At 64.2% G+C, this 26816-nt stretch carries 25 protein-coding genes; 13 read left to right on the top strand and 12 right to left on the bottom strand.

Annotated features, from left to right (window positions below; genetic code table 11):
- Positions 1-5: 5 nt before the first annotated feature.
- From B9Y97_RS12240 to B9Y97_RS12230, 3 genes are all read left to right on the top strand, one after another.
- Positions 6-686, top strand: a complete 681-nt coding sequence (locus B9Y97_RS12240; protein ID WP_085527003.1) for a molecular chaperone DjiA — start codon at positions 6-8, stop codon at positions 684-686.
- Between the two features lie 80 nt (positions 687-766).
- Positions 767-2158, top strand: coding sequence for a helix-turn-helix domain-containing protein (locus B9Y97_RS12235; RefSeq protein WP_085527002.1), 1392 nt, complete (start codon positions 767-769; stop codon positions 2156-2158).
- A gap of 63 nt (positions 2159-2221) precedes the next feature.
- A complete protein-coding gene (locus B9Y97_RS12230; protein WP_085528237.1) occupies positions 2222-2698 on the top strand; it encodes a CoxG family protein in 477 nt (158 codons plus the stop codon).
- Between the two features lie 52 nt (positions 2699-2750).
- On the opposite strand, the gene B9Y97_RS12225 is transcribed toward B9Y97_RS12230, so the two are convergent.
- The 4 genes from B9Y97_RS12225 to betI all read right to left on the bottom strand — a co-directional run bounded on the left by B9Y97_RS12225 (position 2751) and on the right by betI (position 6790).
- Positions 2751-2987 (bottom strand): YdcH family protein, encoded by a 237-nt coding sequence (locus B9Y97_RS12225; RefSeq protein WP_085527001.1) that lies wholly within the window; start codon positions 2985-2987, stop codon positions 2751-2753.
- Positions 2988-3089: 102 nt separating this feature from the next.
- Positions 3090-4739 carry a choline dehydrogenase gene (gene betA / locus B9Y97_RS12220; protein ID WP_085527000.1) on the bottom strand — a complete coding sequence of 550 codons (1650 nt, stop codon included), beginning with the start codon at positions 4737-4739 and terminating at the stop codon, positions 3090-3092.
- A gap of 15 nt (positions 4740-4754) precedes the next feature.
- Positions 4755-6215, bottom strand: coding sequence for a betaine-aldehyde dehydrogenase (betB, locus tag B9Y97_RS12215; RefSeq protein ID WP_085526999.1), 1461 nt, complete (start codon positions 6213-6215; stop codon positions 4755-4757).
- Positions 6212-6790, bottom strand: a complete 579-nt coding sequence (gene betI / locus B9Y97_RS12210; RefSeq protein ID WP_085526998.1) for a choline-binding transcriptional repressor BetI — start codon at positions 6788-6790, stop codon at positions 6212-6214. Before betI ends, betB begins: the two co-directional genes overlap by 4 nt.
- Before the next feature lie 78 nt (positions 6791-6868).
- On the opposite strand from betI, the gene choX reads away from it, so the two are divergent.
- The 4 genes from choX to choV all read left to right on the top strand — a co-directional run bounded on the left by choX (position 6869) and on the right by choV (position 10464).
- Positions 6869-7792: a choline ABC transporter substrate-binding protein gene (gene choX, locus B9Y97_RS12205; RefSeq protein WP_085526997.1), complete on the top strand. Its 924-nt coding sequence runs from the start codon at positions 6869-6871 to the stop codon at positions 7790-7792.
- A 44-nt stretch (positions 7793-7836) separates the two neighbouring features.
- The gene (locus B9Y97_RS12200) at positions 7837-8508 is read left to right on the top strand and encodes a DUF6946 family protein (protein WP_085526996.1); all 672 of its coding nucleotides are present in this window, start codon (positions 7837-7839) and stop codon (positions 8506-8508) included.
- Positions 8509-8590: 82 nt separating this feature from the next.
- Positions 8591-9424: a choline ABC transporter permease subunit gene (gene choW / locus B9Y97_RS12195; protein ID WP_085526995.1), complete on the top strand. Its 834-nt coding sequence runs from the start codon at positions 8591-8593 to the stop codon at positions 9422-9424.
- Positions 9421-10464, top strand: a complete 1044-nt coding sequence (choV, locus tag B9Y97_RS12190; RefSeq protein WP_085526994.1) for a choline ABC transporter ATP-binding protein — start codon at positions 9421-9423, stop codon at positions 10462-10464. Before choW ends, choV begins: the two co-directional genes overlap by 4 nt.
- A gap of 54 nt (positions 10465-10518) precedes the next feature.
- Here choV and B9Y97_RS12185 read toward each other — a convergent pair whose 3' ends face one another.
- A complete protein-coding gene (locus B9Y97_RS12185; RefSeq protein WP_085526993.1) occupies positions 10519-11127 on the bottom strand; it encodes a response regulator transcription factor in 609 nt (202 codons plus the stop codon).
- 296 nt (positions 11128-11423) lie between these two features.
- Here B9Y97_RS12185 and B9Y97_RS12180 point away from each other — a divergent pair, with 296 nt between their 5' ends.
- Complete coding sequence (locus B9Y97_RS12180) at positions 11424-11897, top strand: putative pterin-binding protein (RefSeq protein WP_254900913.1); 474 nt, start codon at positions 11424-11426, stop codon at positions 11895-11897.
- A gap of 27 nt (positions 11898-11924) precedes the next feature.
- On the top strand, positions 11925-14534 hold the full coding sequence (locus B9Y97_RS12175) for a hybrid sensor histidine kinase/response regulator (protein WP_139828297.1): 2610 nt from the start codon (positions 11925-11927) through the stop codon (positions 14532-14534).
- Here the strand turns inward: B9Y97_RS12175 and B9Y97_RS12170 are convergent.
- Positions 14531-15100, bottom strand: a complete 570-nt coding sequence (locus B9Y97_RS12170) for a hypothetical protein (RefSeq protein ID WP_085526990.1) — start codon at positions 15098-15100, stop codon at positions 14531-14533. The genes B9Y97_RS12175 and B9Y97_RS12170 overlap by 4 nt on opposite strands.
- Positions 15101-15366: 266 nt before the next feature.
- On the opposite strand from B9Y97_RS12170, the gene B9Y97_RS12165 reads away from it, so the two are divergent.
- A complete protein-coding gene (locus tag B9Y97_RS12165; RefSeq protein WP_085526989.1) occupies positions 15367-15555 on the top strand; it encodes a hypothetical protein in 189 nt (62 codons plus the stop codon).
- 256 nt (positions 15556-15811) lie between these two features.
- Here B9Y97_RS12165 and B9Y97_RS12160 read toward each other — a convergent pair whose 3' ends face one another.
- The 4 genes from B9Y97_RS12160 to B9Y97_RS12145 all read right to left on the bottom strand — a co-directional run bounded on the left by B9Y97_RS12160 (position 15812) and on the right by B9Y97_RS12145 (position 20188).
- Complete coding sequence (locus B9Y97_RS12160) at positions 15812-16450, bottom strand: invasion associated locus B family protein (RefSeq protein WP_085526988.1); 639 nt, start codon at positions 16448-16450, stop codon at positions 15812-15814.
- 3 nt (positions 16451-16453) lie between these two features.
- Positions 16454-17320 (bottom strand): CsgG/HfaB family protein, encoded by an 867-nt coding sequence (locus B9Y97_RS12155; RefSeq protein WP_176224361.1) that lies wholly within the window; start codon positions 17318-17320, stop codon positions 16454-16456.
- A gap of 34 nt (positions 17321-17354) precedes the next feature.
- Positions 17355-17759, bottom strand: a complete 405-nt coding sequence (locus tag B9Y97_RS12150) for a hypothetical protein (RefSeq protein ID WP_217809454.1) — start codon at positions 17757-17759, stop codon at positions 17355-17357.
- A 77-nt stretch (positions 17760-17836) separates the two neighbouring features.
- A complete protein-coding gene (locus B9Y97_RS12145) occupies positions 17837-20188 on the bottom strand; it encodes a hypothetical protein (RefSeq protein WP_085526985.1) in 2352 nt (783 codons plus the stop codon).
- On the opposite strand from B9Y97_RS12145, the gene B9Y97_RS12140 reads away from it, so the two are divergent.
- From B9Y97_RS12140 to B9Y97_RS12130, 3 genes are read left to right on the top strand one after another with little or no spacing between them, the layout of a single operon-like run.
- On the top strand, positions 20187-21137 hold the full coding sequence (locus tag B9Y97_RS12140) for an ANL family adenylate-forming protein (protein ID WP_254900912.1): 951 nt from the start codon (positions 20187-20189) through the stop codon (positions 21135-21137). The genes B9Y97_RS12145 and B9Y97_RS12140 overlap by 2 nt on opposite strands.
- Before the next feature lie 46 nt (positions 21138-21183).
- The gene (locus B9Y97_RS12135; protein WP_085526983.1) at positions 21184-22152 is read left to right on the top strand and encodes a hypothetical protein; all 969 of its coding nucleotides are present in this window, start codon (positions 21184-21186) and stop codon (positions 22150-22152) included.
- 22 nt (positions 22153-22174) lie between these two features.
- Positions 22175-24025 (top strand): tripartite tricarboxylate transporter permease, encoded by a 1851-nt coding sequence (locus B9Y97_RS12130; protein ID WP_085526982.1) that lies wholly within the window; start codon positions 22175-22177, stop codon positions 24023-24025.
- A 179-nt stretch (positions 24026-24204) separates the two neighbouring features.
- Here B9Y97_RS12130 and B9Y97_RS12125 read toward each other — a convergent pair whose 3' ends face one another.
- Entirely contained in the window at positions 24205-25806 is a 1602-nt protein-coding gene (locus B9Y97_RS12125) for a winged helix-turn-helix domain-containing tetratricopeptide repeat protein (protein ID WP_176224360.1), read from the bottom strand.
- Positions 25807-25915: 109 nt separating this feature from the next.
- A complete protein-coding gene (locus B9Y97_RS12120) occupies positions 25916-26806 on the bottom strand; it encodes a class I SAM-dependent methyltransferase (protein WP_085526980.1) in 891 nt (296 codons plus the stop codon).
- Positions 26807-26816: the final 10 nt, after the last annotated feature.

Below are 26816 nucleotides of genomic sequence, written 5' to 3'. Positions count from 1 at the left end.
TGCCCATGTCGATCTGGTTTCGCATCACCGAGGCGCTTGGCGCGCTGCGTTCCGGCGAAAGTCTCGCGGAGGTTTTCGCCCGCCTGCGCACGCCACCGGAACGCTCGGCCGCCTTCACCATCGCGGTGATCGCGCTCGGGGCAAAGATGGCCAAGGCCGACGGACGGGTGACGCGCGACGAGGTTTCGGCCTTCCGCGAGGTCTTCACTATTCCGGAAATGGAAGAGGCGAACGCCGCGCGCGTGTTCAACCTCGCGCGCAGCGACATCGCCGGGTTCGAACTCTACGCGCGCAAGATCGTGGCGCTGTTCGGCACCGACGACCCGGCGCTTTGCGACCTGATGGAAGGGTTGTTCCATATCGCCATGGCGGATGGCGAATATCACCCGGCGGAGGATGAGTTCCTCGCCCGCGTGGCAGAGATATTCGGCATCGACGAGATGCGCTTTCGCACGCTGCGCGCCCGCTTCGTGCCCGAAGCCGCGCCCGATCCCTATACCGTGCTCGGCGTTCGCCCCGATACGCCGATGGACGAGATCCGCGCCGCGTGGCGCACCGAGGTGCGCGCTTCGCATCCCGACCAGCTTGCCGCGCGCGGTGTGCCGGAAGAAGCCTTGAAGCTCGCCGAAATGCACCTGATCGCGGTGAACAGGGCTTGGGAAGAAATCCGCGAAGCCCGCGGCTGAGGCACCGGCCAGAGCGCACGGAGCAACTGGACGCGCACCTTTGCAAAGGTTACATCTTGTCTTTGCAAAGGGAGGTGCCAATGGCCACGCAAAAGCTCTATGCCGGGGTGAAACTACGCGAAACCCGCGCGCGGCTGGGGCTGACGCAAAAAGCCTTCGCCGAGAAGCTCGGGGTGAGCCTGCCCTATCTCAACCAGATGGAAAACAACAACCGCCCGGTCTCGACCGGCGTGGTGCTGGCGCTGGCGCAGGAATTCGGCTTCGACGTGGCCGAGCTTTCGACCGGCGACGCCGAGCGGCTGGTCACCGACATGCGCGAGGCGCTGGCCGATCCGGTCTTTGCCGACGCCACCTCGCCGGTAGCCGATCTGCGGCTGGTCGCCTCGAACGCCCCGGCGCTGGCGCGCGCGTTTCTCGAACTGCACCGCGCCTACCGGCAGGGCCACGAGCGCCTCGCCTCGCTGGACGAGGCGTTGGGACGCGACGGCGCGCGGGTGCAGGCCAGCCCATGGGACGAGGTGCGCGATTTCTTTCACTACTGCGACAATTACATCGACGCGGTGGATCGCGCCGCCGAACATTTCGTGCGCGGGGGCGATCCGCAGACCGCGGCGCTTTCGGCGCTCGACGCGCTGGGAATCCGGGTCGAGGTGACGCAGACCCACCAGGTGCGCGGGCTCGACCGCGACGCCGGGCGGCTGGCGCTGTCGACATTCTCGCCCGCCTCGACCCGGCGCTTCCAGCTCCTGCATCAGGTCGCGCTCCTGACCCAGAACGACCTGCTGGAAGCGACGCTCGATCTCGCCCGGTTCCAGTCCGACGAGTCGCGCAGCATCGCCAAGATCGGGCTGGCCAACTACTTCGCGGGCGCGGCGCTGCTGCCCTATACCCGCTTTCTCGACGCCGCGCGCGAAACCCGCCACGATCTCGAACGCCTCGCCGACATGTTCGGGGCCTCGATCGAGCAGGTGGCGCACCGGCTGAGCACGATGCAGCGCCCCGGTGCCAAGGGCATCCCGTTTTTCTTCGTGCGGGTAGATCAGGCTGGCACGATCACCAAGCGCCATTCGGCCACGCGACTGCAATTCGCCCGCTTCGGCGGGGCCTGCCCGCTGTGGAACGTTCATCGCGCCTTCGAGACGCCGACGCGCTTCCTGCGCCAGCTTGCCCAGACCCCCGACGGGGTGCGCTATATCTCGCTCGCGCGTGACGTGTCGAAAACCGGGGGCAGCTTCGCCGCCCCGACCCGGCGCTTCGCCATCGCGCTCGGCTGCGAGGTGAAACACGCCGAACATCTCGTCTATGCCGACGACCTCGACGTGACCAACGCCGCCGCCTTCGAGCCGATCGGGATTTCCTGCCGGATCTGCGAGCGCGCCGATTGCCATCAGCGCTCCGTGCCGCCGCTCGAACGCAAGCTGCGCATCGACCCCGACGCGCGCGGTGTGCTGCCCTACGAGGTCGACCGCTGAGGCGCGCTTTACGACCCAGCCATTCGCTCCTAGTCTTGGCAATAAACGTCAGGGAGAGACATGATGGAACTGACCGGCAGCCGCGTGATCGCGGCAGACCGCGCCACGATCTGGGCGCATCTCAATTCCGCCGACACGCTGCGCGCCAGCATCCCCGGTTGCGAGGAACTGACCGGCAATCCCGCCGACGGGTTCGAGGCGGTGGTCAAGCAGAAGGTCGGCCCGGTGAAAGCCACCTTCAAGGGCGGGGTCACGCTTGCGGATATCGTCGAATTGGAGCGCTACACGATCATCGGAGAGGGCAAGGGCGGCGTCGCCGGCTTTGCCAAGGGCGCGGCAAAGGTCTGGCTTGAAGACACAGACGGTGGCGTCGAATTGTTTTATGACGTCGATGCCAAGGTCGGCGGCAAACTCGCCCAGCTTGGCAACCGGATCATCCACGGATTCGCACGCAAAATGGTCGACGCCTTCTTCGAGCGGTTCCAGGCCAGGGTGGAAGGCACCGAGGACGAGGCAAAGGGCGAGGCGGCCGAGGGCTGACCGCATACCGGCCCCGCACCGCGAAGATGCAGGGCCGGCTGTGGCGCGTGGGTCAGGTGCTGAGCGCCTTGTAGATTTCGTCTTTGAGGAGCGCCCGTTCTTTCCTCATTTCCTCTTCGTGAAAATGGTCGGTCGGGCGTTCCAGCGTCTCGGCCTCGACCACCTTGCGGTTGATCTCGTGGTAGTCGTCGTAGAGCTTCGCGAAAGCGCGGTCGGAGGCGCGCAGCGCCTCCATTCTCTCGGCATGTTCGGGAAATTCCTCGACCAGTTCATGTGGTATCCGGGACATCGGTCTTATCCTCCATTCCTTTGACTTGCCCCAAGCCTAGGACGCCCGGCGCACCCCGCCCTTGACCCGGATCAAACTGGCCGCGGGTTCGGTGCGCCCCGCTCATTTCTGGGAGGTTGCCCAGACCGGGTTGATCCAGGGGCTGCGCTCGTCGCGCGGCAGGGGCGCGCGGCCGAGGATATGGTCGGCAGCCTTCTCGCCCACGAGGATCGAGGGCGCGTTGGTGTTGCCGTTGGTGACACGCGGAAACACCGAACTGTCGGCCACCCGCAGCCCCTCGACGCCGATCACCCGGCACTCGGGATCGACCACCGCCATCGGGTCGTCGGCCGCGCCCATCCGCGCCGTGCCGCAGGGATGATAGGCGCTTTCGGCGTGCTCGCGGATGAAGGCGTCAAGGCCCGCGTCGTCCTCGGCCGCAATCCCCGGCTGGATCTCGTGGCGCACATGCTCGGCCATCGCGGGCTGGGCAAAGATTTCGCGGGTGAGCCGCAGCGCGCGGCGGAAATCGCGCCAGTCGTCCTCGTGGCTCATGTAGTTGAAGCGGATCACCGGCGGGGCCAGCGGGTCGCCTGAGCGCAGGGTGACGCTGCCGCGCGACGGCGAGCGCATCGGTCCGGTGTGAACCTGGAAGCCGTGGCCCTCGGCGGCGGCCTTGCCGTCGTAGCGCACCGCGATGGGCAGGAAATGAAACTGGATGTCGGGGTATTCCACGCCCGCGGCCGAGCGGATGAAGCCGCAGCTTTCAAACTGGTTCGACGCGCCGTGGCCGGTTTTGGTGAACAGCCATTGCGCCCCGATCAGCGCCTTGCCGAGGAGGTTCCAGTACCTGTAGAGCGTGATCGGCTGGCGCGCCGCGAACTGGACGTAAACCTCGAGATGGTCCTGCAGGTTCTGCCCCACGCCGGGGCGATCTGCCCGAACCTCGATCCCGTGTTCCGCAAGATGCGCGCCGGGGCCGATGCCCGACAGCATCAGGAGCTTGGGCGTATTGATCGAGGAAGCCGAGAGCACCACTTCGCGGGCCGCGCGGATCGTCTCGATCCGTCCCCCGCGGGCAACTTCCACCCCGACGGCGCGCGCACCCTCGAAGACCACCCGGCGCGCCTGTCCTCTCACAAGGCGCACCCGCCCGGTCTTCAGCGCGGGCCGCAGGTAGGCGTTGGCGGTCGACCAGCGTCGCCCGCGCCAGACGCTCATGTCGAAAGCGCCGAAGCCTTCCTGCTGCTGGCCGTTGTAATCCTGCGTCACCGGGTAGCCCGCCTGCCGCCCGGCCTCGACGAAGGCGTGGAACAGCGGGCTCCACTGGCCCGCGCGGTGGATATGCATCGGCCCATCTTCGCCGCGCCAGTCTGAAGGCTGCGGCCCGTGCCAATGCTCGATCCGGCGGAAATAGGGCAGCACGTCGGCGTAGGCCCAGCCCGACGCGCCCTGTTCGGCCCAATGGTCGTAGTCGCGGGCATGGCCGCGCACCCAGACCATGCCGTTGACCGAGGACGACCCGCCGATCACCTTGCCGCGCGGCACCACGAGGCGGCGCCCCCCCAACTGCGGTTCGGGTTCGCTCGCGTAGCCCCAGTCGTAGCGCGCCATGTTCATCGGGTAGGAGAGTGCCGCGGGCATCTGGATGAAGGGTCCCCAGTCGGTGCCGCCCGCCTCGATCACGGTCACGCTGCGCCCGGCCTCGGCCAGCCGGTAGGCAAGCGCCGCCCCCGCGCTGCCGGAGCCGACGATGACGTAATCCGCGATCATCGCCGCGCCCCCGCCTCAGAACGGCGCTTCAACATCGCCCATCCTCACGAAAACCGATTTGAGCTGCGAGTAATGCTCGATCGCGGCACGGCCGTTCTCGCGCCCCACGCCCGACATCTTGGTGCCGCCGAAGGCAACCTCGACCGGCGCGTCGTTGTAGGAATTGATCCAGCAGGTGCCCGCCTCGAAGCCCGCGGCCACCCGGTGGGCGCGTTGGAGATCGCGGGTGAACACCCCCGCCGCAAGGCCGTATTCGGTCGCGTTGGCGCGGGACATGGCCTCCTCCTCGGTGTCGAAATCGAGCACGCACATCACCGGGCCGAATATCTCCTCGCGCGCAATCACCATGTCGTCGGTCACGTCGGCAAACACCGTGGGTTCCACGAAGAAGCCCGGCCGGTCGGCGCGCTTGCCGCCCGCAACCAGCCGCGCGCCCTCCTCCACACCCTTGGCCACATAGTTCAGAACGATATTCATCTGGCCCTCGCTCACCAGCGGGCCGAAGTTGGTGGCCTCGTCGAGCGGGTCGCCCATCGCGGCCTCCTTCAGCCGGTCTGCGAGCCGGGCGAGGAAGGCTTCCTTGATCCCGCGCTGCACGAACACCCGGGTGCCGTTGGTGCAGACCTGCCCCGAGGAATAGAAATTGCCGAGGATCGCGCCGGACACGGCGTTGTCGAGGTCGGCGTCGTCGAACACCAGCATCGGCGACTTGCCGCCCAGTTCCATGGTGACGTGCTTCATTTCCGCCGCTGCGGCGGCATAGACCTTCTGCCCGGTCGGCACCGAGCCGGTGAGCGAAACCTTGGCGACGCGGCGATCGGTGACCAGTGCGGCCCCCACGTCGCCCGCGCCCTGCACCACGTTGAACACCCCCGGAGGCAGCCCCGCCTCGGTGAAGATTTCGGCCAGCTTCAGCGTGGAGAGCGGTGTGGTTTCGGACGGTTTGAACACCATCGTGTTGCCCACGGCGAGCGCCGGCGCGGCCTTCCAGCAGGCGATCTGGGTGGGATAGTTCCACGCCCCGATCCCGACGCAGACGCCGAGCGGTTCGCGGATCGTATAGGCCCAGTCACCGTTCGCGAGCGGGATATGCTCGCCGGTGAGGCTGGCAGCGAGGCCGCCGAAATATTCCAGCGCGTCGGCCCCGGACATGGCATCGGCGACGAGGGTTTCCTGCAGCGGCTTGCCGGTGTCGAGGGTTTCGAGTTCCGAGAGCGCGCGGTTGCGGCTGCGGATGATGTCGGCGGCGCGGCGCAGGATGCGGCCGCGCTCCATCCCGCTCAGCGCCGCCCAGGCGGGCTGCGCCGCCTGCGCGCTGGCAATCGCCCGCTCGACGAGCGCCGGGGTGGCCTCGTGCAGGGTGGCGATCCGCTCGCCGGTGGCGGGATAGATCACCGCCAGCTCGGCCCCGGTGGCATCCTCGGCATAGGTGCCGTCGATGAAATGGCTGGCCTTGGGTTGGGCATCGTGGGTCATGTTGCAATCTCCAGCAGTCGGTCGAGCACCGCCGCGACACGGGCCTCGGCACGGGCGGCGTCCGGGGCGGCACCCAGAGCCTGGCGGATGTAGAGCCCGTCGATCAGGGCGGCGAGAGTTTCGGCGTGGTCCGGCGCGGCGGTGCCGACGAGGGGACGAAGGGCGTGCACGAGGTTGGAACGCAACCGGCGATGATAGACATTGAGCAGCCGCCGCGCGCCGGGGTTGCCCTGGGCGTGCACATAGAAGTTGAGCCATGCGGCGATCACCGCGGGCTCGAAATTGTCGGAGGCGAAGGAGGCATGCAGGATCGCGCCGATCCGGGCGCGCGGCGTGGTGGCCCCGGCAAGCCCGGCGCGCACACCCGCGCCATAGGTCGCGAGGATATGGCGCATGGCGGCGACGAGCAGGTCTTCCTTGGCACCGAAATAGTGATGCGCCAGCGCCGAAGACACGCCCGCGCGGCGCGCAATCCGGCTCACGGTCACGTCGAGCGAGCCGACTTCGCCGATCTCGGCAATCGTTGCTTTGACGAGCGCCGCTCGCCGTATAGGCTCCATCCCGAGTTTCGGCATCACGAGTCCTTTCTTGACGCCGGGATCGTGTTAAACTTTGATTGACTCGTCAATCAACAAAAAACAGGGAGAGACACCATGACGCTCAAGACCACCCTTTCGACGCTGGCGATCCTTGCCGCCGCCCCCGCGCTCGCCGATTGCGACACCGTGCGCTTCTCCGACGTGGGCTGGACCGACATCACCGCCACCACCGCCACCGCTTCGGTTGTGCTCGAAGCGCTCGGCTACGAGACCGAAACCAAGCTGCTCGCGCTGCCGGTCACCTTCTCATCGCTCGCTGCGGGCGATCTCGACGTGTTCCTCGGCAACTGGATGCCCTCGATGGAAGCCGATATCGGGCCCTATACCGAGGCGGGCACGATCGACACCGTGCGCGCCAACCTCGAAGGCGCGAAATACACCCTCGCCACCAACGCCGCCGGGGCTGAGCTCGGGATCACCGATTTCGGCAATATCGCCGACCAGGCCGAGGCGCTCGACAACACGATCTACGGCATCGAGCCGGGCAACGACGGCAACCGTCTGATCATCGACATGATCGAGGCCGGCGAGTTCGGCCTGTCTGGCTTCCAGGTGCGCGAAAGCTCCGAACAGGGGATGCTGGCGCAGGTCGCCCGCGCCTCCGACCGGGATGAGCCGATCGTCTTCCTCGGCTGGGAACCGCACCCGATGAACGCCAATTACGATCTGACCTATCTCACCGGCGGCGACGACTGGTTCGGCCCCGACCTCGGCGGCGCGACGGTCTACACCAACACCCGCGCGGGATATGTCGAGGAATGCCCGAACGTCGGTGCGCTCCTGAACAACCTCGTGTTCTCGCTGGAGATGGAAAACCAGATCATGGGGGCGATCCTAGATGACAACGAAGATCCGGCTGACGCGGCCCGCGCCTGGCTCGCCGCCAACCCCGACGCCTGGGCGGGCTGGCTCGACGGCGTGACCACGCAGGACGGCGGCGATGCCGTCGCGGCGATGAACGCGGCACTCGGCCTGTAATGAGACCGGCCCCGCCCGTCGCGTCGGGCGGGGTCGCATCCCTGATGCGGCAAAGCCGGCTACATATCGCCACCACCGGCCCCGGCGACTGGCAGGCCCGGCTTGCCGACCCGGCCAAGCAGTGGAAGCGCGGCTATTCGGCCCGCACCGCCGCCCATGCCTGGGAAGCGGCGGCCCCCGGCTTGCCGCCCGAGGTGGCCGCGCTGCTCGGGCCGGAGGCCGAGTTGCAGCTTGCCATCGTCGAGCACAAGGTCGCCCTGCCCGGCGGCACCCGCGAAAGCCAGCAAGACCTGTTCTGCCTCGCCCGCGCGGGCGGCGAAGACATGGCGGTGGCCATCGAGGCGAAGGTGAACGAAAGCTTCGACAAGACCGTTGCCGAATGGTTCGCCACACCTTCCCCCGGCAAGCGCATCCGGTTGGCCGCGATCTGCGCCGAGCTTGGCATCGCCGATCCGCCCCCGGGGGGCTTGCGCTACCAGCTACTGCACCGCACCGCCGCGGCGGTGATCGAGGCGCGGCGGTTTCGCCGCCCGGTCGCCGCGATGATCGTGCATTCGTTCTCGCCCGAGGCCCGCTGGCTCGACGATTTCACCGCCTTTGCCACCCACCTCGGGCTCGATGTCGGGCCGGGGCGCGCCGCACGCAAGGTGCTGCCCTGCGGCACCGCACTTCTCATCGGCTGGGCGCGTGGCGACCCGGCCTTCCTCGCCGCATGAAAGGCGATCGTCACGCCGCCGACCCACAAGGCGCTTGCTCCCCCTGCCCCCCGCTGGCAGGTTTGACCCCGGAGGGACGGGAATGAACTGGTTGACGGAATGGAAGATCCCGGTGGGACGCACCGCCCGCACGGTATTCGACTGGTTGCAGGACGTCGGCGCGCCGTTCTTCGACTGGGTCTCATGGATCATGGAAAACATGATCGACGGCATCCTGTGGCTGCTCCAGTCACCGCCGCCGCTGGCTGTCGTCGCCGCCTTCGCGCTGCTCACCTTCGCGCTTCAGCGCAACTGGAAGACGGCGCTTCTGGTCACCATCGGGTTTTTGTTCATTCTCAACCAGGGCTATTGGGAGGCCACCACCGAAAGCCTCACGCTGGTGCTCTCGGCGGGTGTGGTCTGCATGAGCCTCGGCGTGCCGATCGGCATTGCCGCCGCGCACCGGCCCCGGCTTTACACCTGGATGCGGCCGGTGCTCGACCTGATGCAGACCCTGCCCACCTTCGTCTACCTGATCCCCGCCATCGTGTTTTTCGGCATCGGCATGGTGCCGGGGCTGCTGGCGACGGTGATCTTCGTGCTGCCCGCGCCGATCCGGCTCACCCATCTCGGCATCAGTCGCACGCCGGTGGCGCTCAAGGAGGCGGCGCAGGCTTTCGGCGCCACCAAGAGCCAGCTCTTGTGGAAGGTGGAACTGCCCTATGCCATGCCGCAGATCATGACCGGGTTGAACCAGACCATCATGCTCTCGCTGTCGATGGTGGTGATCGCAGCACTGGTGGGGGCCGACGGCCTCGGCGTGCCCGTGGTGCGCGCGCTCAACCAGGTCAACACCGCGCTCGGCTTCGAAAGCGGTTTCGTGATCGTGGTGGTGGCGATCCTGCTCGACCGCATGCTGAGGGTGGAACGCAAATGAACCGCGGCGAACGCAAGACCGCCGTCGAATTCGACCGCGTTTCGATCGTCTTCGGCAACCGGCCGCAAAGCGCGCTGCCGCTGATGGACGAGGGCCAGGACCGCGCCAGCGTTCAGGAGGCCACCGGGCAGGTGCTCGGGGTGCACGATTGCACCCTCGACGTGAAGGAAGGCGAGATCCTGGTGCTCATGGGGCTTTCGGGCTCGGGCAAGTCGACCCTGCTGCGCGCAGTCAACGGGCTGAACCGGGTGGTGCGTGGGCAGGTGCGGGTGTCGGACGGGGAAAACCTCATCGACGTCACCCATGCCGACGCGGCCACCCTGCGCCGCATTCGGCTCAGGCAGGTGGCGATGGTGTTCCAGCAATTCGGCCTCCTGCCCTGGCGCAGCGTGCGCGACAACATCGGCCTCGGGCTGGAACTCGGCGGCATGGACAGGGCCGAACGGCGGGCCAAGGTGGACGAACAGCTTGAAATGGTCGGTCTCGCGGATTGGGCCGACCGCATGGTGAGCGAATTGTCGGGGGGCATGCAGCAGCGCGTGGGGCTGGCCCGCGCCTTCGCCACCGACGCGCCGATCCTGCTCATGGACGAGCCGTTCTCGGCGCTCGATCCGCTGATCCGAACCCGGCTTCAGGACGAGCTGATCGAACTGCAGGAGACCCTGCGGCGCACCATCATCTTCGTCAGCCACGATCTCGACGAGGCCTTCAAGCTCGGCGACCGGATCGCGATCATGGAAGGCGGGCGGATCGTGCAGGTGGGCAGCCCGCGCCAGATCTTCACCGCGCCGGCGGACAACTACGTGTCGGATTTCGTCGCCCAGATGAACCCGCTCGGGGTGCTCACCGCGCGCGACGTGATGGGGCCAGCGGGCGGTGCGACCGAAACCGAGGTGCCGCCGGGGACGCCGGTAAAATCGGTGATGGCCCAGCTTTCCGGCCCGGTCGAGGCGGTGAACGTGGTCGAGAACGGCGCGATCCTCGGCCGGATCGACCGCGAACAGGTGCTGGCCCGCTTGCTTGACCCGCGTGGCGACTAAGCCCGGGGCAAGGGCCGGCACAGGCCAGCGGCACCCGGGGGCATGGCCCGGGGTTCAGACGATCTCCTTTTCCAGCGCGATCAGCGCAAGCTGGGTCCGGTTCCTGGCGTTCATCTTGCGCGAAAGGCTGCGCACGTGCATCTTGACGCTCGACTCGCTCATGTTGTGCTCGCGGGCGATTTCCTTGTTCGCCTTGCCCTTGCAGATCTCGCCGAGAACCTTTTTTTCTTTTCCGGTCAGTTCGTAAGGATCGGCGTCCGCTTCCTTGATCATGAAATCGAACGGCGCATAGACTTCGCCGGCGATCATGAAGTCGATCGCCGCGAGCATCGACTTGATGTGCAGCGTCTTGGGCACGAATCCCTTCGCCCCGAGTTTGAGCGCCTCTTCGACGATACTGCGCGATGCGATTCCCGAAAGGATCGCCACCGGCGCGCCTTTACTGTTCTCGATAATCTCATTGATCCCGGCAATACCGTTGACGCCGGGCATGTCATAGTCGAGAAGGATCAGGTCGAAGGGACCGCCACCCTCTATCAAATCCTTGGTTTCATTAAGGTCTGATGCGGAAACCGTAACGTGGCCCAGCCCCGAAACAATGGAATCGGCAATCAGTTCCCTGACAAGGGAGTGATCGTCTGCTATAAGAATCTTCGCACACATAACGGCTTCCTCAGGTATCTTGCGTTACGCCTTACAGGCGTTTGATCGGATCGCGTTTCGATACGAAGCTACTGGGGAACGAGATCACAATAACCCGGTAATTGGGGTATTGGAATGAAAAGAATTTCAACTTTGCTATCATAAGATATTCCTATGAAACCAAAGATTGAGAAAACTGTCGTTTTCGCGCCTTTCGAGCGCCTTTGAATACTTTAAAAACCGAACGGATGTACGGCGGTGAGTGGGGAACGAATAGAACGATGAGAAGTTTGTTATTTCTGTGTTTTGGTCTTGCCTTGTCGGTCGCGGCACCGGGTGCTGCCGCCGATAGCGCAGATCAGGTCTCCGACGCAACCATCCTGATGGTGCACGGCAAAGTTGATCCAAGCGCGGAGTCCAATGACTGGCGGTTCGATCTGGAGGCCCTGCGCGCGCTCGGTGTCCGGTCGTTCGAGACCTCCACGATCTGGGGCACGGGGGTTCAGCGCTTCGAGGGCGTCTCGCTGCATACCCTGCTCGCTCACGTGGGTGCCGAAGGGTCAACCATCACCGCCCGGGCCCTCAACGATTACGCCGTCGAGCTCCCGATGAGCGACGCGGTCGAGGGTGGCGCGCTGGTGGCTTACGCGGTAGATGGCAAGCCGATGAGCGTGCGCGACAAGGGTCCGCTCTGGATCGTATTCCCCTACGATCACAATCGCACCTATGCCAACGAGATCCACTATTCCCGTTCGATCTGGCAATTGAGCGAAATTGAAGTGATCGAGTGATTGCACGTGATTGCCCCGGAGGCCGCGATGGCGAACATGAACTCAAGAACCTCGTGGTTCACCTTGGCCTTGCCGGTCCTGATCGCGTTCACGGCCTGGGCCGGGCTCACCAGTGGTCTCGACGCCGTGCGCCAGGCCAACGAACTGGAACGCGCAACCTCCGACAATATCCCGTGGAACCTCTCGCAGCTCGAAGTCGAGTACTTGCGCTACCTCGTTGCGCTCGACACCTATGCAATGCACGCACCCACGCGGTCGGTGCCCGGGATTCCCGGCAACGAGACCGCCGAGCGGCTGGCGGAAATGCGGCTGCGGTTCGATATCTTCTACAGCCGGATCGCAACCATCACCGAAAGCCCGCTGTTCGGCCCGATGCGCGAGTATGAACAGCTTGCGAACGAACTTGAGGCATTGGCCACCTTCGCCGACCTGACCGCGGAAGTCATGGATTCGGCGCCCGAAACCATCGCCGCCGATGCCAGGTCACTGGAAGTGATCTCGCACGCCCAGGGCGAAACCGTCCGTGAGATCGCCACCACCGGGGTGGCGGTGCTGGCCGAGCAGTCTTCCGCCCGGCGCTTGGATATGCGTGAAAGCCTCTGGCAGATGGCGCTTGCCACGCTCACCAGCAGCCTGTTGCTGCTGCTCTCCGTCGTCCGCATCTGGAAAACCCAGATCAGGGCGAGGGCCGATGCCGACATGAAGCACGGGATCGCCAAGCGGCTTCAGGCGATCATCTCGACCTCGCCGGTCCCGATCATCATCGCCGACGAGAACATGAAGATCGTCGAGTTCAACCAGGCGTCCGAACAGGTGTTCGGCTATACCCGCGCCGAGGCCCTGGCGAACGACGTGGGGACCTTGCTGGTGCCGCCCGACCTGCGCGATCGCCACTATGCCGGGGTGCGCCGCCACAAGAGCACCGGGGACAAAACGATCATCGGGAAATCCGGGGTGAAGATCCGGGCGCTGCGCAGCGATGGCAGTGAGATTCCGGCCGAGATCGCGCTCTCGGAAGGCAAGGACAGCAGCGGCAAGTTCTACGTCGCCTTCCTGCGCGACATCTCGGCTCAGGAGGAGCACGAACAGGAACTGCGCGAAGCCCGCGACAGCGCGCTTGCCGGCGAGAAGGCGAAGGAACGGATCCTCGCCGTGGTCAGCCACGAGATGCGCACACCGCTGCAGGGCATCATGGGGGCGCTTGAACTGATCCAGAGCAAACGGCCGACGAAATGGCAGAAATCCTACCTCGATATCCTCGAAAGATCCTCGCGGCGGCTGTTGCGTCATATCGACGATCTTCTTTCGGTGGCGCGGTCCGACCAATCGCAGATCGCGATCGAACCCCGCAAGGTCGATCTGCGGGCAATGCTCGGCGATCTGCGCCGCGGCCACCTTCCTGCCGCGGCCGAAAACGGCAATGACATCGTGATTGCCAACTGGACGCTTGAAGACCCGGTCATCGCCACCGATCCGATCCGCCTCACCCAGATTTTCGACAACCTGATTTCCAACGCGATCAAGTTCACAAGCAATGGACGGATCGAGCTCGGGTGCTGCCGTGTCGATCGCACCGAGATGATCGAATTCTGGGTGACCGACAACGGGATCGGGATCGCGAGCGACGAACTGCCCCACATCTTCACCGATTTCTACACCACCCGAAGCCCCAACACGCGCACCACCGACGGCACCGGGCTTGGGCTTGCGATCGTCAAGCGGCTGGTGCAGGCGATGGACGGCGAGGTTTTCGTAGAAAGCCGGGTTGGCCGTGGCAGCACCTTCCGGTTCCGGGTGCCCACCGCAGAGATCGCAATCGACGCCGAGAGGCAGGACACCGTGCCCGCCCTCGCCAGCCCAACCCCCATGACCGACGACACCGGCGGCGCGCAACTGCGGGTTCTGCTTGCGGAAGACAATGATATCAGTCGCGAGATTATTTCCCAGATCCTGCGCAACGCGGGCTTCGACGTACACGGCGTGTGCGATGGCGAGGAGGCCCTGCGAGCCCTCGAACTCGGCAGCTACGACATCATTTTCCTCGATATCAGCATGCCTCGCATGGACGGGCTCGAAACCTTGCGCCGGATCAGGACACCGGGGGCCTCGCATGCCGATGTTCCCGCCCTTGCCTTGACCGCGCATGCCCAGGAGCAAGACCGGCAGCGGTTCCTGCGGGCCGGGTTCAACGCGGTCCTGCCCAAACCTGCGTCGCGGGCGCAGTTGCTCGCGACGATCCGCGAGTTTTCCCGCCCCGGGAGCCGGTCGCAACCATCGCCTGCCGATTTCGACGGCAGTTACATCGCGGAGATGGTCGATACCTTCGGGAGCGACAAGACCGAAGTCATGGTCGACCGTTTCGAAAAGGATGTGACCGGCACGCTTGCCAGGCTTGCCGAGATCCTTCAGGAGAAGGGCGTTTGCGAGGAGTTTACCCGGCTATCCCACCAGATGTGCGGGCTGACCGCCCTGTTCGGCGCGAACCAGCTTGAGCATCAGTTTCGCCGTCTCGAACAGGTGGACCCGAACGCGCACGCCAGCGATGTGACGGCAATCATACAGTCGGCGCGGGACGAGGCAGGGCGCGTTCTGGCCAGCATGAGCGCGCAAAGGTCGAGCGCCAGCAGGTCGCTCTAGGCGCACAGCCTCTGGCGCCATTCGCGGTTGTTCATCGGGGCATCCTCGACAGCAACCTCGAGCGCACCGAGCGTCAGCGGCAACCGCAGGGAGGCGTCGGTCACATACAGCCGCTCGGTGCCGTAGTCGTTCACGGCAAAGCCGGAAGACAGGAGGATGACCGGCAGGGAGGGGGCAAGTTTGCGAAGCTGCATCAACTCGTCGATGACACCCTCGACACCACCGAAATCGTCGATATCGACGAGCAGGTAAGACCAGGCGCGCGGGGCATCGAGGACCACCGTGACCGCATCGGCAAAACTGTCGAGGTGATAGGATTTCACACCTTGCGCCCGGAACCAGTCGAGCGCGAGGCTCACGCTGTTGAGGTCGCGCGACGCAACAAGGGTCGGCTGGGTGATCTCCACCGGCCCGTTGAACATCTTCGGATAGGCCGGGAACTCCTTGTCATCGAGCGAAACCACCCGGCGACCCTTGTCCATGGAGGGCCGGTAGGTATTTCGCAGCGCGTCGGCGGGAGCAACCGGCTGCTTTGCACGAATACCCGGTTTCTTGGTTGTTTCCATGACCTCTCCAATCAGCTCAACTATTGCAGGAAATTGAGCGAATTTCGCCCGTTCTGATGGTCACGAGGTATTTCGGAGGGGGATTCTCGGATGTCATTTTATAGTCCGAGTATCTTCTGATCGTATCAGGCAGGCGGCAAAGGCCGCGCCGACACATGCGAAACAGGTTTGATCAGGAGCTTTGCGAGGAGAGTATACCAGAGCTTGCCGGTATTTGCCGCAACACTGGTCGCCCATGCCCCGTGGTATCGAGGCATGGGCAGTTGATGGACGACTGCGGCCGAATCCCTTGGGTGTCGCTCGACACCCGGCGGTCAATCGTCGTCGTCGTCGGCGGCGTCACGATCCCTGGCGTCACGGTCGGGCGTGAAAGGCTGCTGGACCGGCTCGAAAACCGGCGCGGGTGGCGGGACCGGCTGCTCGGGTTCCGGCGCTTCCGGGGCCGGCGGGTGTGAGACAGGGCTGCTTGACGCCGGCGCGATGGCGACCGGGGCGGGCGCTTTGGGCTTCACACAATCCTCGCGGACATTCCCATTCGTCAGCTTGTCGTAATCGCCTTCGGCCAAGACATATGGCGGTTCCGGCTCTACACAGACCGGTTTGTGTTGCACGTCACAACCCGATACGGCCATTGCAACTGGCCCCAGCATGAGCACGAATGTTATTCTGGTTCTGTTTAACAAGGTATACCCCTTCCTTTTGAAAACACCCTCACTGCGGGTCTAGAATCTGAAGCCGTTGATAGGCTTCGCCGAACCCCTTGAGTTCAACCGGGATTGAAATCCCGCGCAGCGTCGACTCCGCAAACACGTAGACAATGGCATCCAGTTTCTCCGCGGATTTCATTGCCTCCTCGAAACCGGGGGCGGCCGCGAAACGGGCATGGCAATTCACCGGGCCGCAAATGACATAATTCGCGGTCTGCTCGGTTTCGCCGATCTTCAGCGTAACGCCGCGAGACAGCGCGGTGCGGTTCGGCGTCACGATGGTGCCGAGCAGGCCTTCCGCGCCCTGGTTGATCCGGACCACCACGAGGTCTTGCGGGGTCTCGCCAGACTGCCAGATCACGGTTTCGATGAAGCAGCTTTCCCGGCCAGAACGCTCACTGCACTGAACGCTCCACTGTCCGAAGATCTGGGTCGAGCGCGAGAACGAATCGACAGCAATCGGCTCGCTCACGTCCTCGGTCGCGGGGGGCTGTTCGCTGTTGGCCTTGGGTTGGCCGCTGTTGAGCAGTTGCGCCGATCCGGGCACCGCGAAGCCGGCCGCCAAAAGGACGGAAAGAACCAGGCTGCGCCACTCGTTATTCGGTTTTGTCATGTTTGTTTTCCTGTTCACGCGATCACGCATGCCTCACAGATCGGCGCTCTTGGCGGGCTCGGCAGCCACCTCGGGCAAGCGCACCAGTTCGCTGATGCAGGCATCCTTGGTCCTGGTCAGCGATGCGGCGATGTCGAAACTTGCAACTTCCAGAAGCCAGCGCACCGCGGTCTGGACCGGTTCGTTGTTCTGCTTTCCAACGTTCACATCGAACAGCTCGACAGGGCCCAGCGGGCCAAGCTGGGTGATGTCGAAGAACCGCAACAGCCCCTGGCTCACTTCCCGGCCGACGATCTGCTTGCTGTAGGAGCGCGCGAGTTCGATCTCGGTGGTCTTGGTGTTGGTCACGATCAGGTCGACGGCCACGCTGATGTGGTAGGTGCGCGACGAATTGAAGGCGCCGACGATGTTCACGTCGGAGCCGCGCGAGCTGATGTTGTGGTTCACCTCCGTCAGCGCGCCCGTAATGAAATGGGTCGTCCCGAGCATCGCGCCGGCCTGGACCGGGCGGAAGCTGTATTCCTCGCCGTCCACGACGGTGGGATATCCCTCACCCAGCCGCTGCTCCATTGCCTGGGCGATTTCCCATTCGGCAACCTTGACCGCGTTGCGGTTCATGATCCGCAGGCCGGTTTTCTGCATTGCCACCGCCACCATGAGATCGGGGCGTTGCGTCAGCAGGGTCGACGAGCCATCGGTATAGGTGCGCGCGCCGGTGCCATCGGAGATATCCCCGATCCCGATCCGCAGGTCGCGTCCTTTCGGCCTTTTTTCCGATACGCACAACAGCGCGTCTTCGGCGGCTGTCTTGGTGATATAGGGTGCTGGCCCTTCGATCACCGGAACTTGTTTCGACAGGCTTTCGTCACCGGGATCGACGGCGCAGGCAGACAATGCCATTGCGGCGCTTGCCATCATCAATCTTTTAATCACATCAGTCTCCGCAGCTCTGGCCACCGGCCGTGTATTCTTCGGAACCGTTCAACACGGTCGTGTTGCTGCTGTTCAAACAGTTGTTTTCGCTCACCTGCTCGGAGGTGGCGTTGTCGGCAGACAGGGTGACGACGTTGTTGTCGCCATTAAGGATGATCGTGTTGCCCGACATGAAGGCATTGACCCAGTTCGCCGAGTCCTGGGTGGTCACGTAGTATTCCATGGATTGCTGGTTGATCAGGTTCTGCCGCGAGCGTTCCAGTTCCATCCGGGTGGCGCTCGCTACTGCGTCCGAGGTGCCATGGCCATAGGGAATCGGATTGGTGAAATCTCCCGCCGTTCCGACTTGCGGCGCGAAGACCGCAAGCATGGCCCCCAGAGCCACTGGCGTGGTCTTGCTGCACATCATTTTTGGTCTATCCTGTTTGGCGCTGGTCTGGTGCCCGCACGGGGGCGGGCACCAGTTTTTCATGCGTTGGCAGATCAGTTCGCCTGGGCGACCGAGATCGCGTTCACGCGGGCAATCGCCTGCTGGGCAATGCCATCCGCACGGGCCACACCGTAGTCGGCATCGGCAGTGGCGTAGTTGCCGATCTCGACGTACATGTTGTCGTCCAGCGACTGTGCGATATAGCCGCTGTCGAGCGAACCCGCGGTGAGCGAGTTGACCGTCGCGAGAACCACTTGGTCGAGACCGTCGATCGTCGCGTTGCCACCGGCGTAGCTGAGCCCGGCGATGTCGTCGTAGGCAGAGGCAATCGCTTCGTTCTGGTAGACAAGCGACGTCTCGCGTTCGTAGCCGAACAATTGAGAGACATCCTGAAGAACCTTCCCGTCGAGGCTGGCCACGTTCAGGTTGATGATGCCGGTCTGCGAGCTGTCACCGAGGAACGCGTTGCCGTAATCGTCGCTCTTGACGGAGATCGCGTTCAGAGCTTCGTCCTCGGACAATCCTTGGTCGAACCCCGCGAGGTCCTGATACAGATCGCTGTCGAGATCGGTTCCGCTGAGGGTGTTGATCGAGAACTGCGCGAACTGATCGACGCCGGTTGCCCGCGCATCGCCTGCGTCGTCCGCGAAGAGGCTCAGCCGGTTCACTTCGCCCTCGGCAAAAGCTGCCTCCTCGTAAACGCCTTCGAAATCCTGCGTCACGTAGTCCGACGTGATATTGCCACCGGCACTGATGGTGTTGATCGAAGCCAGCGCGGTTTGGGTCACGTCGCGTGCCGTGGCGTTGCCATCTTCCGTGTCGATATCGGCGTAGTTCCAGGTATTGTCATAGCCATACCCTTCGATCCGCATATCACCCACTTCCTGGCTGAGGTTGGCGACGATATCGCCCTCGGCACTGATCGAGTTGAGCGAAAGGCGCGCGAACTGGTCGAACTCGGAGACCTGAACGTCGCCTTCTTCGTCATTGTCGGCGCGCAGGTAGTTCCACTTGTCCGATTCGATCGAGAACGTATCGGCATCTTGCTCGATCCCGGCATACCAATCATCGTCGGAGTAGCTGACGAGATCACCGCCCGACGAAATCGCGTTGAAGTTGGCAATCGCCACCTGTTCGGTCGCGTCGGCATTGCCTGCAACAACGATGTCACCATAATCGGTCGAAGCGAAGACGGTGTTGAGGGAAGTGTAGTTTTCCGTTGCTTCCCTGCCGGCCACGCCGAAGATTTCCACGTAGGACAGGTCCTGTTCAAAGTCACTCGCCGTGACTGCGTCCTTCGAGTCGCGGGTCTGCGCTTTCAGCGTGAGCGTGCCCTCACCGAGCTGGCTGATGCTGTTGCCGGTAAGAGAAACCGCCTGCGAGATGTCCGTCACGTTGACGTCGCCGGTGCCGTAGTCAACGCTGAGGTCTTCGATGTTCTCAATGAAGCCGTCATATCCCAGGTCTGCGAACCCATTAAGGTCGCCGATGTCGGTGGTGGCGACGATGTCGTTGCCAACACGGATCGGTGCGAACTCCTGATTGACCTTCAGTTCGAGAATCTGGGCTTTGTCGTTCGACTGGCCGATTCCCGCAAGATCGTAGTCCTCGAACCAAACGTCGAAGTTGGCCGTGCTGGCGGCGATGTCTTCGTCTTCGTCGGCGGCGGTGCCCAGCGTCATCGTGTTGAGCGAAAGCGCGGCCACCTGGTCGAGGTTCGCGACCGAGGGATCGTTGCCGGTGGGCTGATGGCGCCAATCGACGTTATCAAGGGTCGCCGGCTCACCCGCGAAGGCGGCCGCCTGGTTCTCGAGAGCAAGGTTGAACGCGGAATCTTCGGCTTTGGGGTCGAGCGGCGTCAAGTCGACGTCGTATCCTTTGGAGAACCCGGTGGTGAACTCGTAGGCCGAGACCATCTGGCCCAGCGTCACGATGTTGTTCTCGTCAGCGTCGCTCGTCACGCGGGTGGTGTTGAGCGAAATGGCCGCCTGCTGCACACCGTTGACGAATTCTTCGATCTCGGGGTCATAGCCCTCTTCGCCCTCGGCGACGAAATCGGGGTTCACGGTGAGCGAATCGATCGAAGCCGTGCCGTAGCGGGTGGTAACGGCATCCAGTCGGTTCCTGGCGCCCATGTAGAAATCGTACTCATCAAGTGAGAGAGGGGACATGATGTCGTAGTCGTCCACTTCACTCGAGCCGAGCGACTGGAACACGACAAGCTCACCCACGCCGTCGACATCGAGGAATTCGGAGACCTCCGGATCGATGTTGTCCGGATCATAATCGGGGTTAGCGACCTGAACCGTGGCCGCTTCGATGTTGGCCTTCGCAACCTGCGCGCAAACCTCCGGCACCACGGGCAAGCCCAAGCTCCTGCCCTTTTCCGCCGCCGCGATGCACATGGCCATCTCATCAAGGGTAACGGTCTTTCCCGATATTCACACCGTGATGACGCTCACGCCTTCGGGCAGCCTCGCATCAAATGGATGGATGCTCGCGTCACTGGCCAACCAGGGCAAGTATTGCTTCCGGATGAGCTTCGCGGACGCGAAGAGAAACGATGTCGATTTCGTTCTCGGTTCGCCTCGGCAGTTCCAGAAGTTCCTTGCCGGCGCGAGCGAGACAAGCGGCCGGAAGATCAAGTTGGCCTACCTGTCAGGTGCGCCGGTGCCGCTGCCCCAGCGCAAGGAAATCCTGTCGCATTTCGAAACCATGCGCGTTGGCTACGGCGCGTCCGAAACCGGCAATGCGATCACGCACAATTACATAACCGAAGAAAACATCGAAGACATGAGCCTGGGCCAGCCACTGCCCTGGGCCAAGCTGGAAATACTCGACGATACCGGCCAGCCCGTTGCGCCCGGCGAGACCGGGTTCGTGCGGATGAAATCGGCCGCGATGAGCCCCGGCTACCTCGATGCCAACGGAAAAGACCCCGAAAACCTGCGCAATGGATGGTTTTATTCGGGCGATCTCGCGCGGCTGAATGAAAACGGCAACCTCGTTCTGCTCGGCCGCCGGGACGACCGATTGAATATCGGCGGCGTGAAGGTCGATGCCGTGACGATCGACAACGCGCTCGTCGAGTTCGATGGCGTCGATGAAGGCGGGGCGTTCATCTGGACCGCCCCCGCGACCGGGGCCGAGTGCCTCGCCGTCGCGATTGCCGTGAAAAACGGTCACGATTCTCAGAATATCGAAGAGCGGGTTCGCGCTCTCTGCGCGTCCCGGTTTGAAAAGACTTACGTGCCGGAAAAGGTTTTCATCGCATCGAGCCTGCCGCGAAATCGCAATGGCAAGCTCCAGCGCAACCGGATCGCAGAAAGCCTGAAGGCCACGGCACTGGCCTGACGCCGATCATTCGAATTGCAAACCCGATCCACCAAGGACCAATCCAATGCTTGAATACTGGACTCGGAAAGTCGCGAAAGCCCTGTTCATTCTCGCCGCCTCGACCGCACCGGCGTTTTCCGACTCGGTTCTCACCTTCAAGGTCGGATACGGCGCGGGCGGAATTACAGATATTGCCGCCAGGGTCATCTCCAGGCACCTGCCGAACCATATCGAAACATATGATCAAGCCGTGGTGGAAAATGTTCCCGGAGCCGGCGGGATCAAGTTGCTCCGTCTCTCCGCATCCCCGAAGGCCGAGGCACAGGACACCGCTTATTTCCTTGCCTTTCAGGCGATTTCGAGCGGCGCGCTCGACGACATCGAAAACGGCGTCACCCCTGCCCGGCCCCGGTTCATCTCCGCCTTGGTCAGTGATTTTCCGGGATGCTGGGTTGCGGCCGACTCGCCGATCAGCACGGCCGAGCAGATCCTGCAAGATGGCGTATCCTACGGCGCGACAGGGCGCGGCAGTTCCGGCTACCGGTTTCCCGCATCCTTTCGCTCGGCAAACAAGCTCGCGCTCGATGTTGTAACCGGGTATTCCGGGGCCGCAGAAACATTCGCCGCCCTCGAGCGCGGGGAAGTCGATGTCGTCTGTCTACCACCCCTCGATACCACCAACCTTCGCAGGATCGGATATTTTGGCCCGATCGGTCACACCGACGAGTCCGGCCTGCCGAACCTGACCGACCTTGTCGCCGACGACGAAGCAAGAGCCCTGACCGAGTTGTTCGTCTTTCAGGCGATGCCGGTTTTCGTGATGTTCATGTCGGAACACGCCTCCGAGCAGGCCGCCGAGGCCTTGAGGGCGGCAATCGCAAACATGATCGAGGATACCGCTTTCATTTCCGATTTCGAGCGCGCCGGATATGTTCTGAACCCGACCTCGGCACAGGAGCTTGATCGGCTCTACGAAAAATTCGCCGCCATGAGCCCCGAGACCATCGAAAGACTCATGCACCTGATCGAATAATCCGCGGGCCGGGTCTGGAAACATGGAAGCCATCGCCATTGCCGCCGTGGAGGTATTGGCACTCGAAAGACTTCTCTACCTGGTCATCGGCGTGCTGTCCGGGCTGGTGATCGGCATGATCCCCGGCATCGGCGGCATTTTCGGCCTTTCGCTCCTTTTGCCGCTCAGTTTCACGCTCGATCCCTACAGCGCCTTTGCCCTGCTGATGGGAATGCTTGCGGTGACCACGACCGCCGACACCATCCCGGCGGTGCTGATGGGAATACCCGGCACGGTCGGGGCGATAACCACCGTGGTCGATGGCCATCCGCTCGCCAAGAAGGGGCATGCGGCCCGGGCGCTTGGCGCGGCCTATGTTTCGTCGCTGGTGGGCGGATTGTTCGGTGCCGCGGTTCTGGCGGCGTCGCTGCCTTTGCTCAGGCCGATCGTGCTCGCGATGAAAAGCCTCGATTACCTTGTGGTTGCGCTGGCCGGTTTCCTGTTCGTCTCCGCGGTGTCCGGCCCGAGCCTCGCCAAGGGGTTCATGTCCCTTTCGCTGGGCATGCTGGTTGCGTTCATCGGCCTCGATCCGGTGATGGGCGAGGAGCGGCTGACCGGTGGTTTCCTCTATTTGTGGGACGGTTTGCCGATAAGCGTTGTCTTTCTCGCCGTCTTCGCAATCCCCGAACTCGTGTCGATCCAGCTCCGTGGACAGATCGCCGAAACCGCCGCAACCAGCCTTGGCGGGTCGCGCCTCGCCGGGGCGAGGGACGCGTTGCGCAACTGGCCGGTGATCCTTCGTTCGAGCACCATCGGTTCGGTCCTCGGCGCGATGCCGGGGGTTGGCGTGACAGTGATCGACTGGGTTGCCTACGGCGTCGAGCGCCGCAGGCACGCCGTCGAGGACTCCGAGCCGCCCTTCGGTGAGGGCAACATCCGGGGGATCATTGCCCCGGAAAGCGCGAACAACGCAAAGGAAGGCGGATCGCTGATCCCGACACTCGCCATAGGTTTGCCCGGGTCGGCATCCATGAGCCTGCTGTTGGGTGCGTTCATGATCCATGGGATGACCCCGGGCCCGAAAATGCTGACCGAAAACCTGCCGGTGACCATTTCGCTGATCTACTTCATCGCGATGGCAAACATCCTCGCGGCCGGGATTTGCCTCGGCATGAGCCGGCAACTCGCGCGGATCACCACGGCTTCACATGCCGTCATCCTGCCTCTCACGCTTGCCCTGATCCTGATCGGCTCCTTCCAGGCCAGCCGGGATATCGGAGATCACCTGACCCTGATCGCCTTCGCCCTGCTTGGCCTCGCAATGTGGCATTGGTCATACTCACGCCCGGCCTTTTCGCTTGGCTTCGTGCTCGGGCCTCTGGTTGAGAAGTATTTCCATCTCTCGATGCAAACCGCCGAGGTGGATGACCTTGCGCGCCCGTCCGTCGTGCTGTTCTTCGGTTTCCTGCTGGTCTTCGTCGCCAACGGGATCCGCAGGGGGCGTCGCACGGGTCGGTCGCGCCAAGCGTCCGACCGCTCGCAATTCATCCCGCTCGTGGTATTCATCGCTGCGGCCTTGTTCGTCCTGGGCTCCATGAACGCGCTTCCGGTTGAAGCGCGGCTTTTCCCGCAGATCGTCGCTCTGCTCGCCATTCTCTCAGGCTTGGTTCTGTCGGCGCGGCTTTTGCGGTCATTGGATCATCCGGCCCCGGAACGCCCTGCTCCGGAGGCCATCCGAAAGCCTTCCCTTCGCATGTTCCTGGTGCCGGGGGTCCTGACCTTCAGCGTGGTCCTGTTTCATGGTGTCGGCCCGGTCGCCGGCGTTGCGGGGATTGCGGCGATCTTTGCCATGCGGGCTATCAGGCAGCGCGTCATTTCACATCGGGAGCGTTGATCTTCGGCCCAACACGCCTGCGCATGCCGCACCGCCGGAGCGCCGCAGAACCTGCCACCGGCCTCGATCCCCACATCCGGAGATACGGCCCACGCCGCAAGCAAGACCCCACCCGCGCAGACAGCACAGGGGCCGACGCCACCGGGGCCGGGCATTCTCCAGCCGTCGCGCCGACCGGCTCATGGCACACCGGCGCGGCGCAACCCATCGAGCAGAACCTCCAGGTGCTCCGGGACGCGGACGAAGAACAGGCGCGAGCGCGCGAAATCGCAGGAGAAGCCCGGGCGTGCCCGCATCAGCGCCGGCACGCCGGCGCGCGCGCCGTCCAGATCGCCGGAATGGGCCAACCACGAGATCAGCTTGGCGCGCGCCCAGTAATGTGCGTTGGGAACCAGCGTCGCGCTGCGCGCCCAGTGCACCGCGCCCTCAGGGTCGTCCATGAACATGTGCGCAAGCGAGCGGTAGGACATGAAGGCCCAGCGGAACGGATCCTGCGGGCTGAGCGCCAGCGCGCGCGCGAAACAGGGAATGGCGGCCTCGGGCCGGCCGTCCGAGACGAGCGAATCGCCAAGGCCGCAGTGCGACAGCGCGTGGCAGGGATTGAGCGCGAGCGCGGTTTCCAGCGCCTCGATTGCCAGCCCGCAGTCGCCGCGCGCAAGGTGCACCCGCCCCAGCGCGAAGAAATTGTTGGCCTCCTGGTCGTCCAGTGCCACCGCGCGATCAGCCAGCCGCAATGCCTCGTCCAGATGCGCTTCGTCCGTCCGCCCGTCGAAATAGACGCTTTCGAGAACCATCGCATAGGCCAGCCGCGCCTGAGGTTCGGCGAACTCCGGGGCGCGCGCGATGGACTGGCGCATCAACTCCTGGCAGCGCCGGTTGCCGACGGCTGTGAAACGATAGAACTCTGCCGAGCCAAGCTGGTAGAGTTCCCAGGCACCGAGGTTGCCGGGCCTGAGCCGCCCCGCCCGCTTCTGTTCGCTGAGGCCGAGCTGGCTGGCGATGCGGGCGGCGACGAGGCCCGAAAGCTCATCCTGCAGATCGAGGATGTCGAGCAGCCGCCGGTCGAACCGCTCCGACCAGATGCAGCGCTGGCCCGACGTCTCGGTGAGCTGGATCGTGACGCGGACGCGGTCGCCGGCAAGGCGCACGCTGCCGGTCACCGCATAATCGGCGTTGAGACGCGTGAGGATTTCGTCAATCGGTTCGCCGGAACGGCCCAGCGCAAAGGCCGCATTGCGCGTGACCACCCGCATCCAGCGGTTTCGCGCGAGCGCGTTGATGAGATCCTCGGTCAGGCCCTCCGCGATCACCGTGCCCCGTCCGTCGCCGCCGGGCGCTGAACAGGGAAGCACCGCCACGCAAGGAAAGAGATCGCACCGGCCAGCGGCCGCCGCCTGCGGTGCCGCGAGGTCCGGGGTGCCGGTTCGACGCCGCAACCGAAAGCCCCGGCCATGCACCGTGGCGATGACGGCCTGCCTCTTGCCGTCGTCCCCCAGCGCCTTGCGGGCCGATCGGATCTGGCTGCTCAGCGCGGCATCCGAGACGAGCTGGCCCGGCCAGATCTCGCGGAAGATCTCGTCGCGGGTCACGGTCCGGCCACGATTGCGCAGGAGCAATGCGACCAGATCGAAGGTGCGCGGCTCGACGGCAACCGGCTGGCCATCGACGCGCAATTCGTAGCGGTCGAAATCGAGTTCGTACGGGCCGAAACTCTGGGCCCCCTTTGTCTCACTTGGGGGGCCTGCGATGATGGCCCGGTGTGCGGGTGCCTGCGAAGCCATCGCCATCCTTCTTTCGCGGGCGGAGCCGTTGCAGCCGCGCGCCACGTTTCCGGGGATGACAAAGTGTAACGGCTCGACCGCCACGACTCAACCTGGACACGCTGGTCCCTCAGTCGCCCGGATTGCGCGCACTGATCACCCAGGACGAGCTGTCGATCACGATGCCGTCCGCGTCGCGCGCCTGTGCATCGATCGCTTTTGCCAGCGCCGCCTCGATCTCGGGCCGCCGCACTTCCGCCAGATCACCGGCCTCGCGAAACACCTCGCCGGCCGGGCCGATGGCAAGCTGGAAGGCGATGGCATCCTCGACATCGTCGCCGACGCGCACCGGCGCATCGACGCGCTCGAAGGCGATATCGGTATAGCCGGCGACCTCCATCATCTTGCGCACCGTGGCTTCGTCAGACATCGAAAACGGCCCGGGGCCGCAGGTGCGGGCGTCCTCACCGGGGGCCGGCAGGTGGCGCAACACGATCTCCTTGGCCATGGACAGCCACGGATTGTCGGCCGGTGCCCGCCAGACGATATGCACCATCCGGCCGCCCGGTCTCAGGGCCCGGCGCATGTTGCGCAGCCCGGCCACCGGATTGGCGAAGAACATGGTTCCGAAGCGCGAGAATGCGAAGTCGAACGCCCCCTCGGGCAGCGCCACCTCGGCATCGCCGCGCAGGAAGGACAGGTTGGTCAGGCCGGATTTTTTCAGGTCGGCCTCGGCATCGGCCAGGAACGCGTCGCAGCAGTCGATACCGACGACCTCGCCCTGCGGTCCGACGATCCGGGCGAGTTTCATCGCCGTGTCGCCCCAGCCGCAGCCCACGTCGAGCACGCGGTCGCCCTCCCGGACCGGCAGCTTCGGGAACACAGCCTCGCTGTGATAGGTCAGCCCGCCAACCAGAACGTGACGGAAGCGGGTGAATTTCGGGGCCAGCACCTCGTTCCAGAACCGGACGAACTCGGTGTCTTCCCGCGGCGGGGCGGCGGCGGTGTCGGGCATGCTCATGGCGTGCTCC

The sequence above is a fragment of the Maritimibacter sp. HL-12 genome, assembly GCF_900177545.1.
Classification (GTDB): domain Bacteria; phylum Pseudomonadota; class Alphaproteobacteria; order Rhodobacterales; family Rhodobacteraceae; genus Sinisalibacter.
The sequence above is the reverse complement of the archived record's forward strand: the minus strand, read 5'-3'. Positions and strand labels throughout refer to the sequence as shown.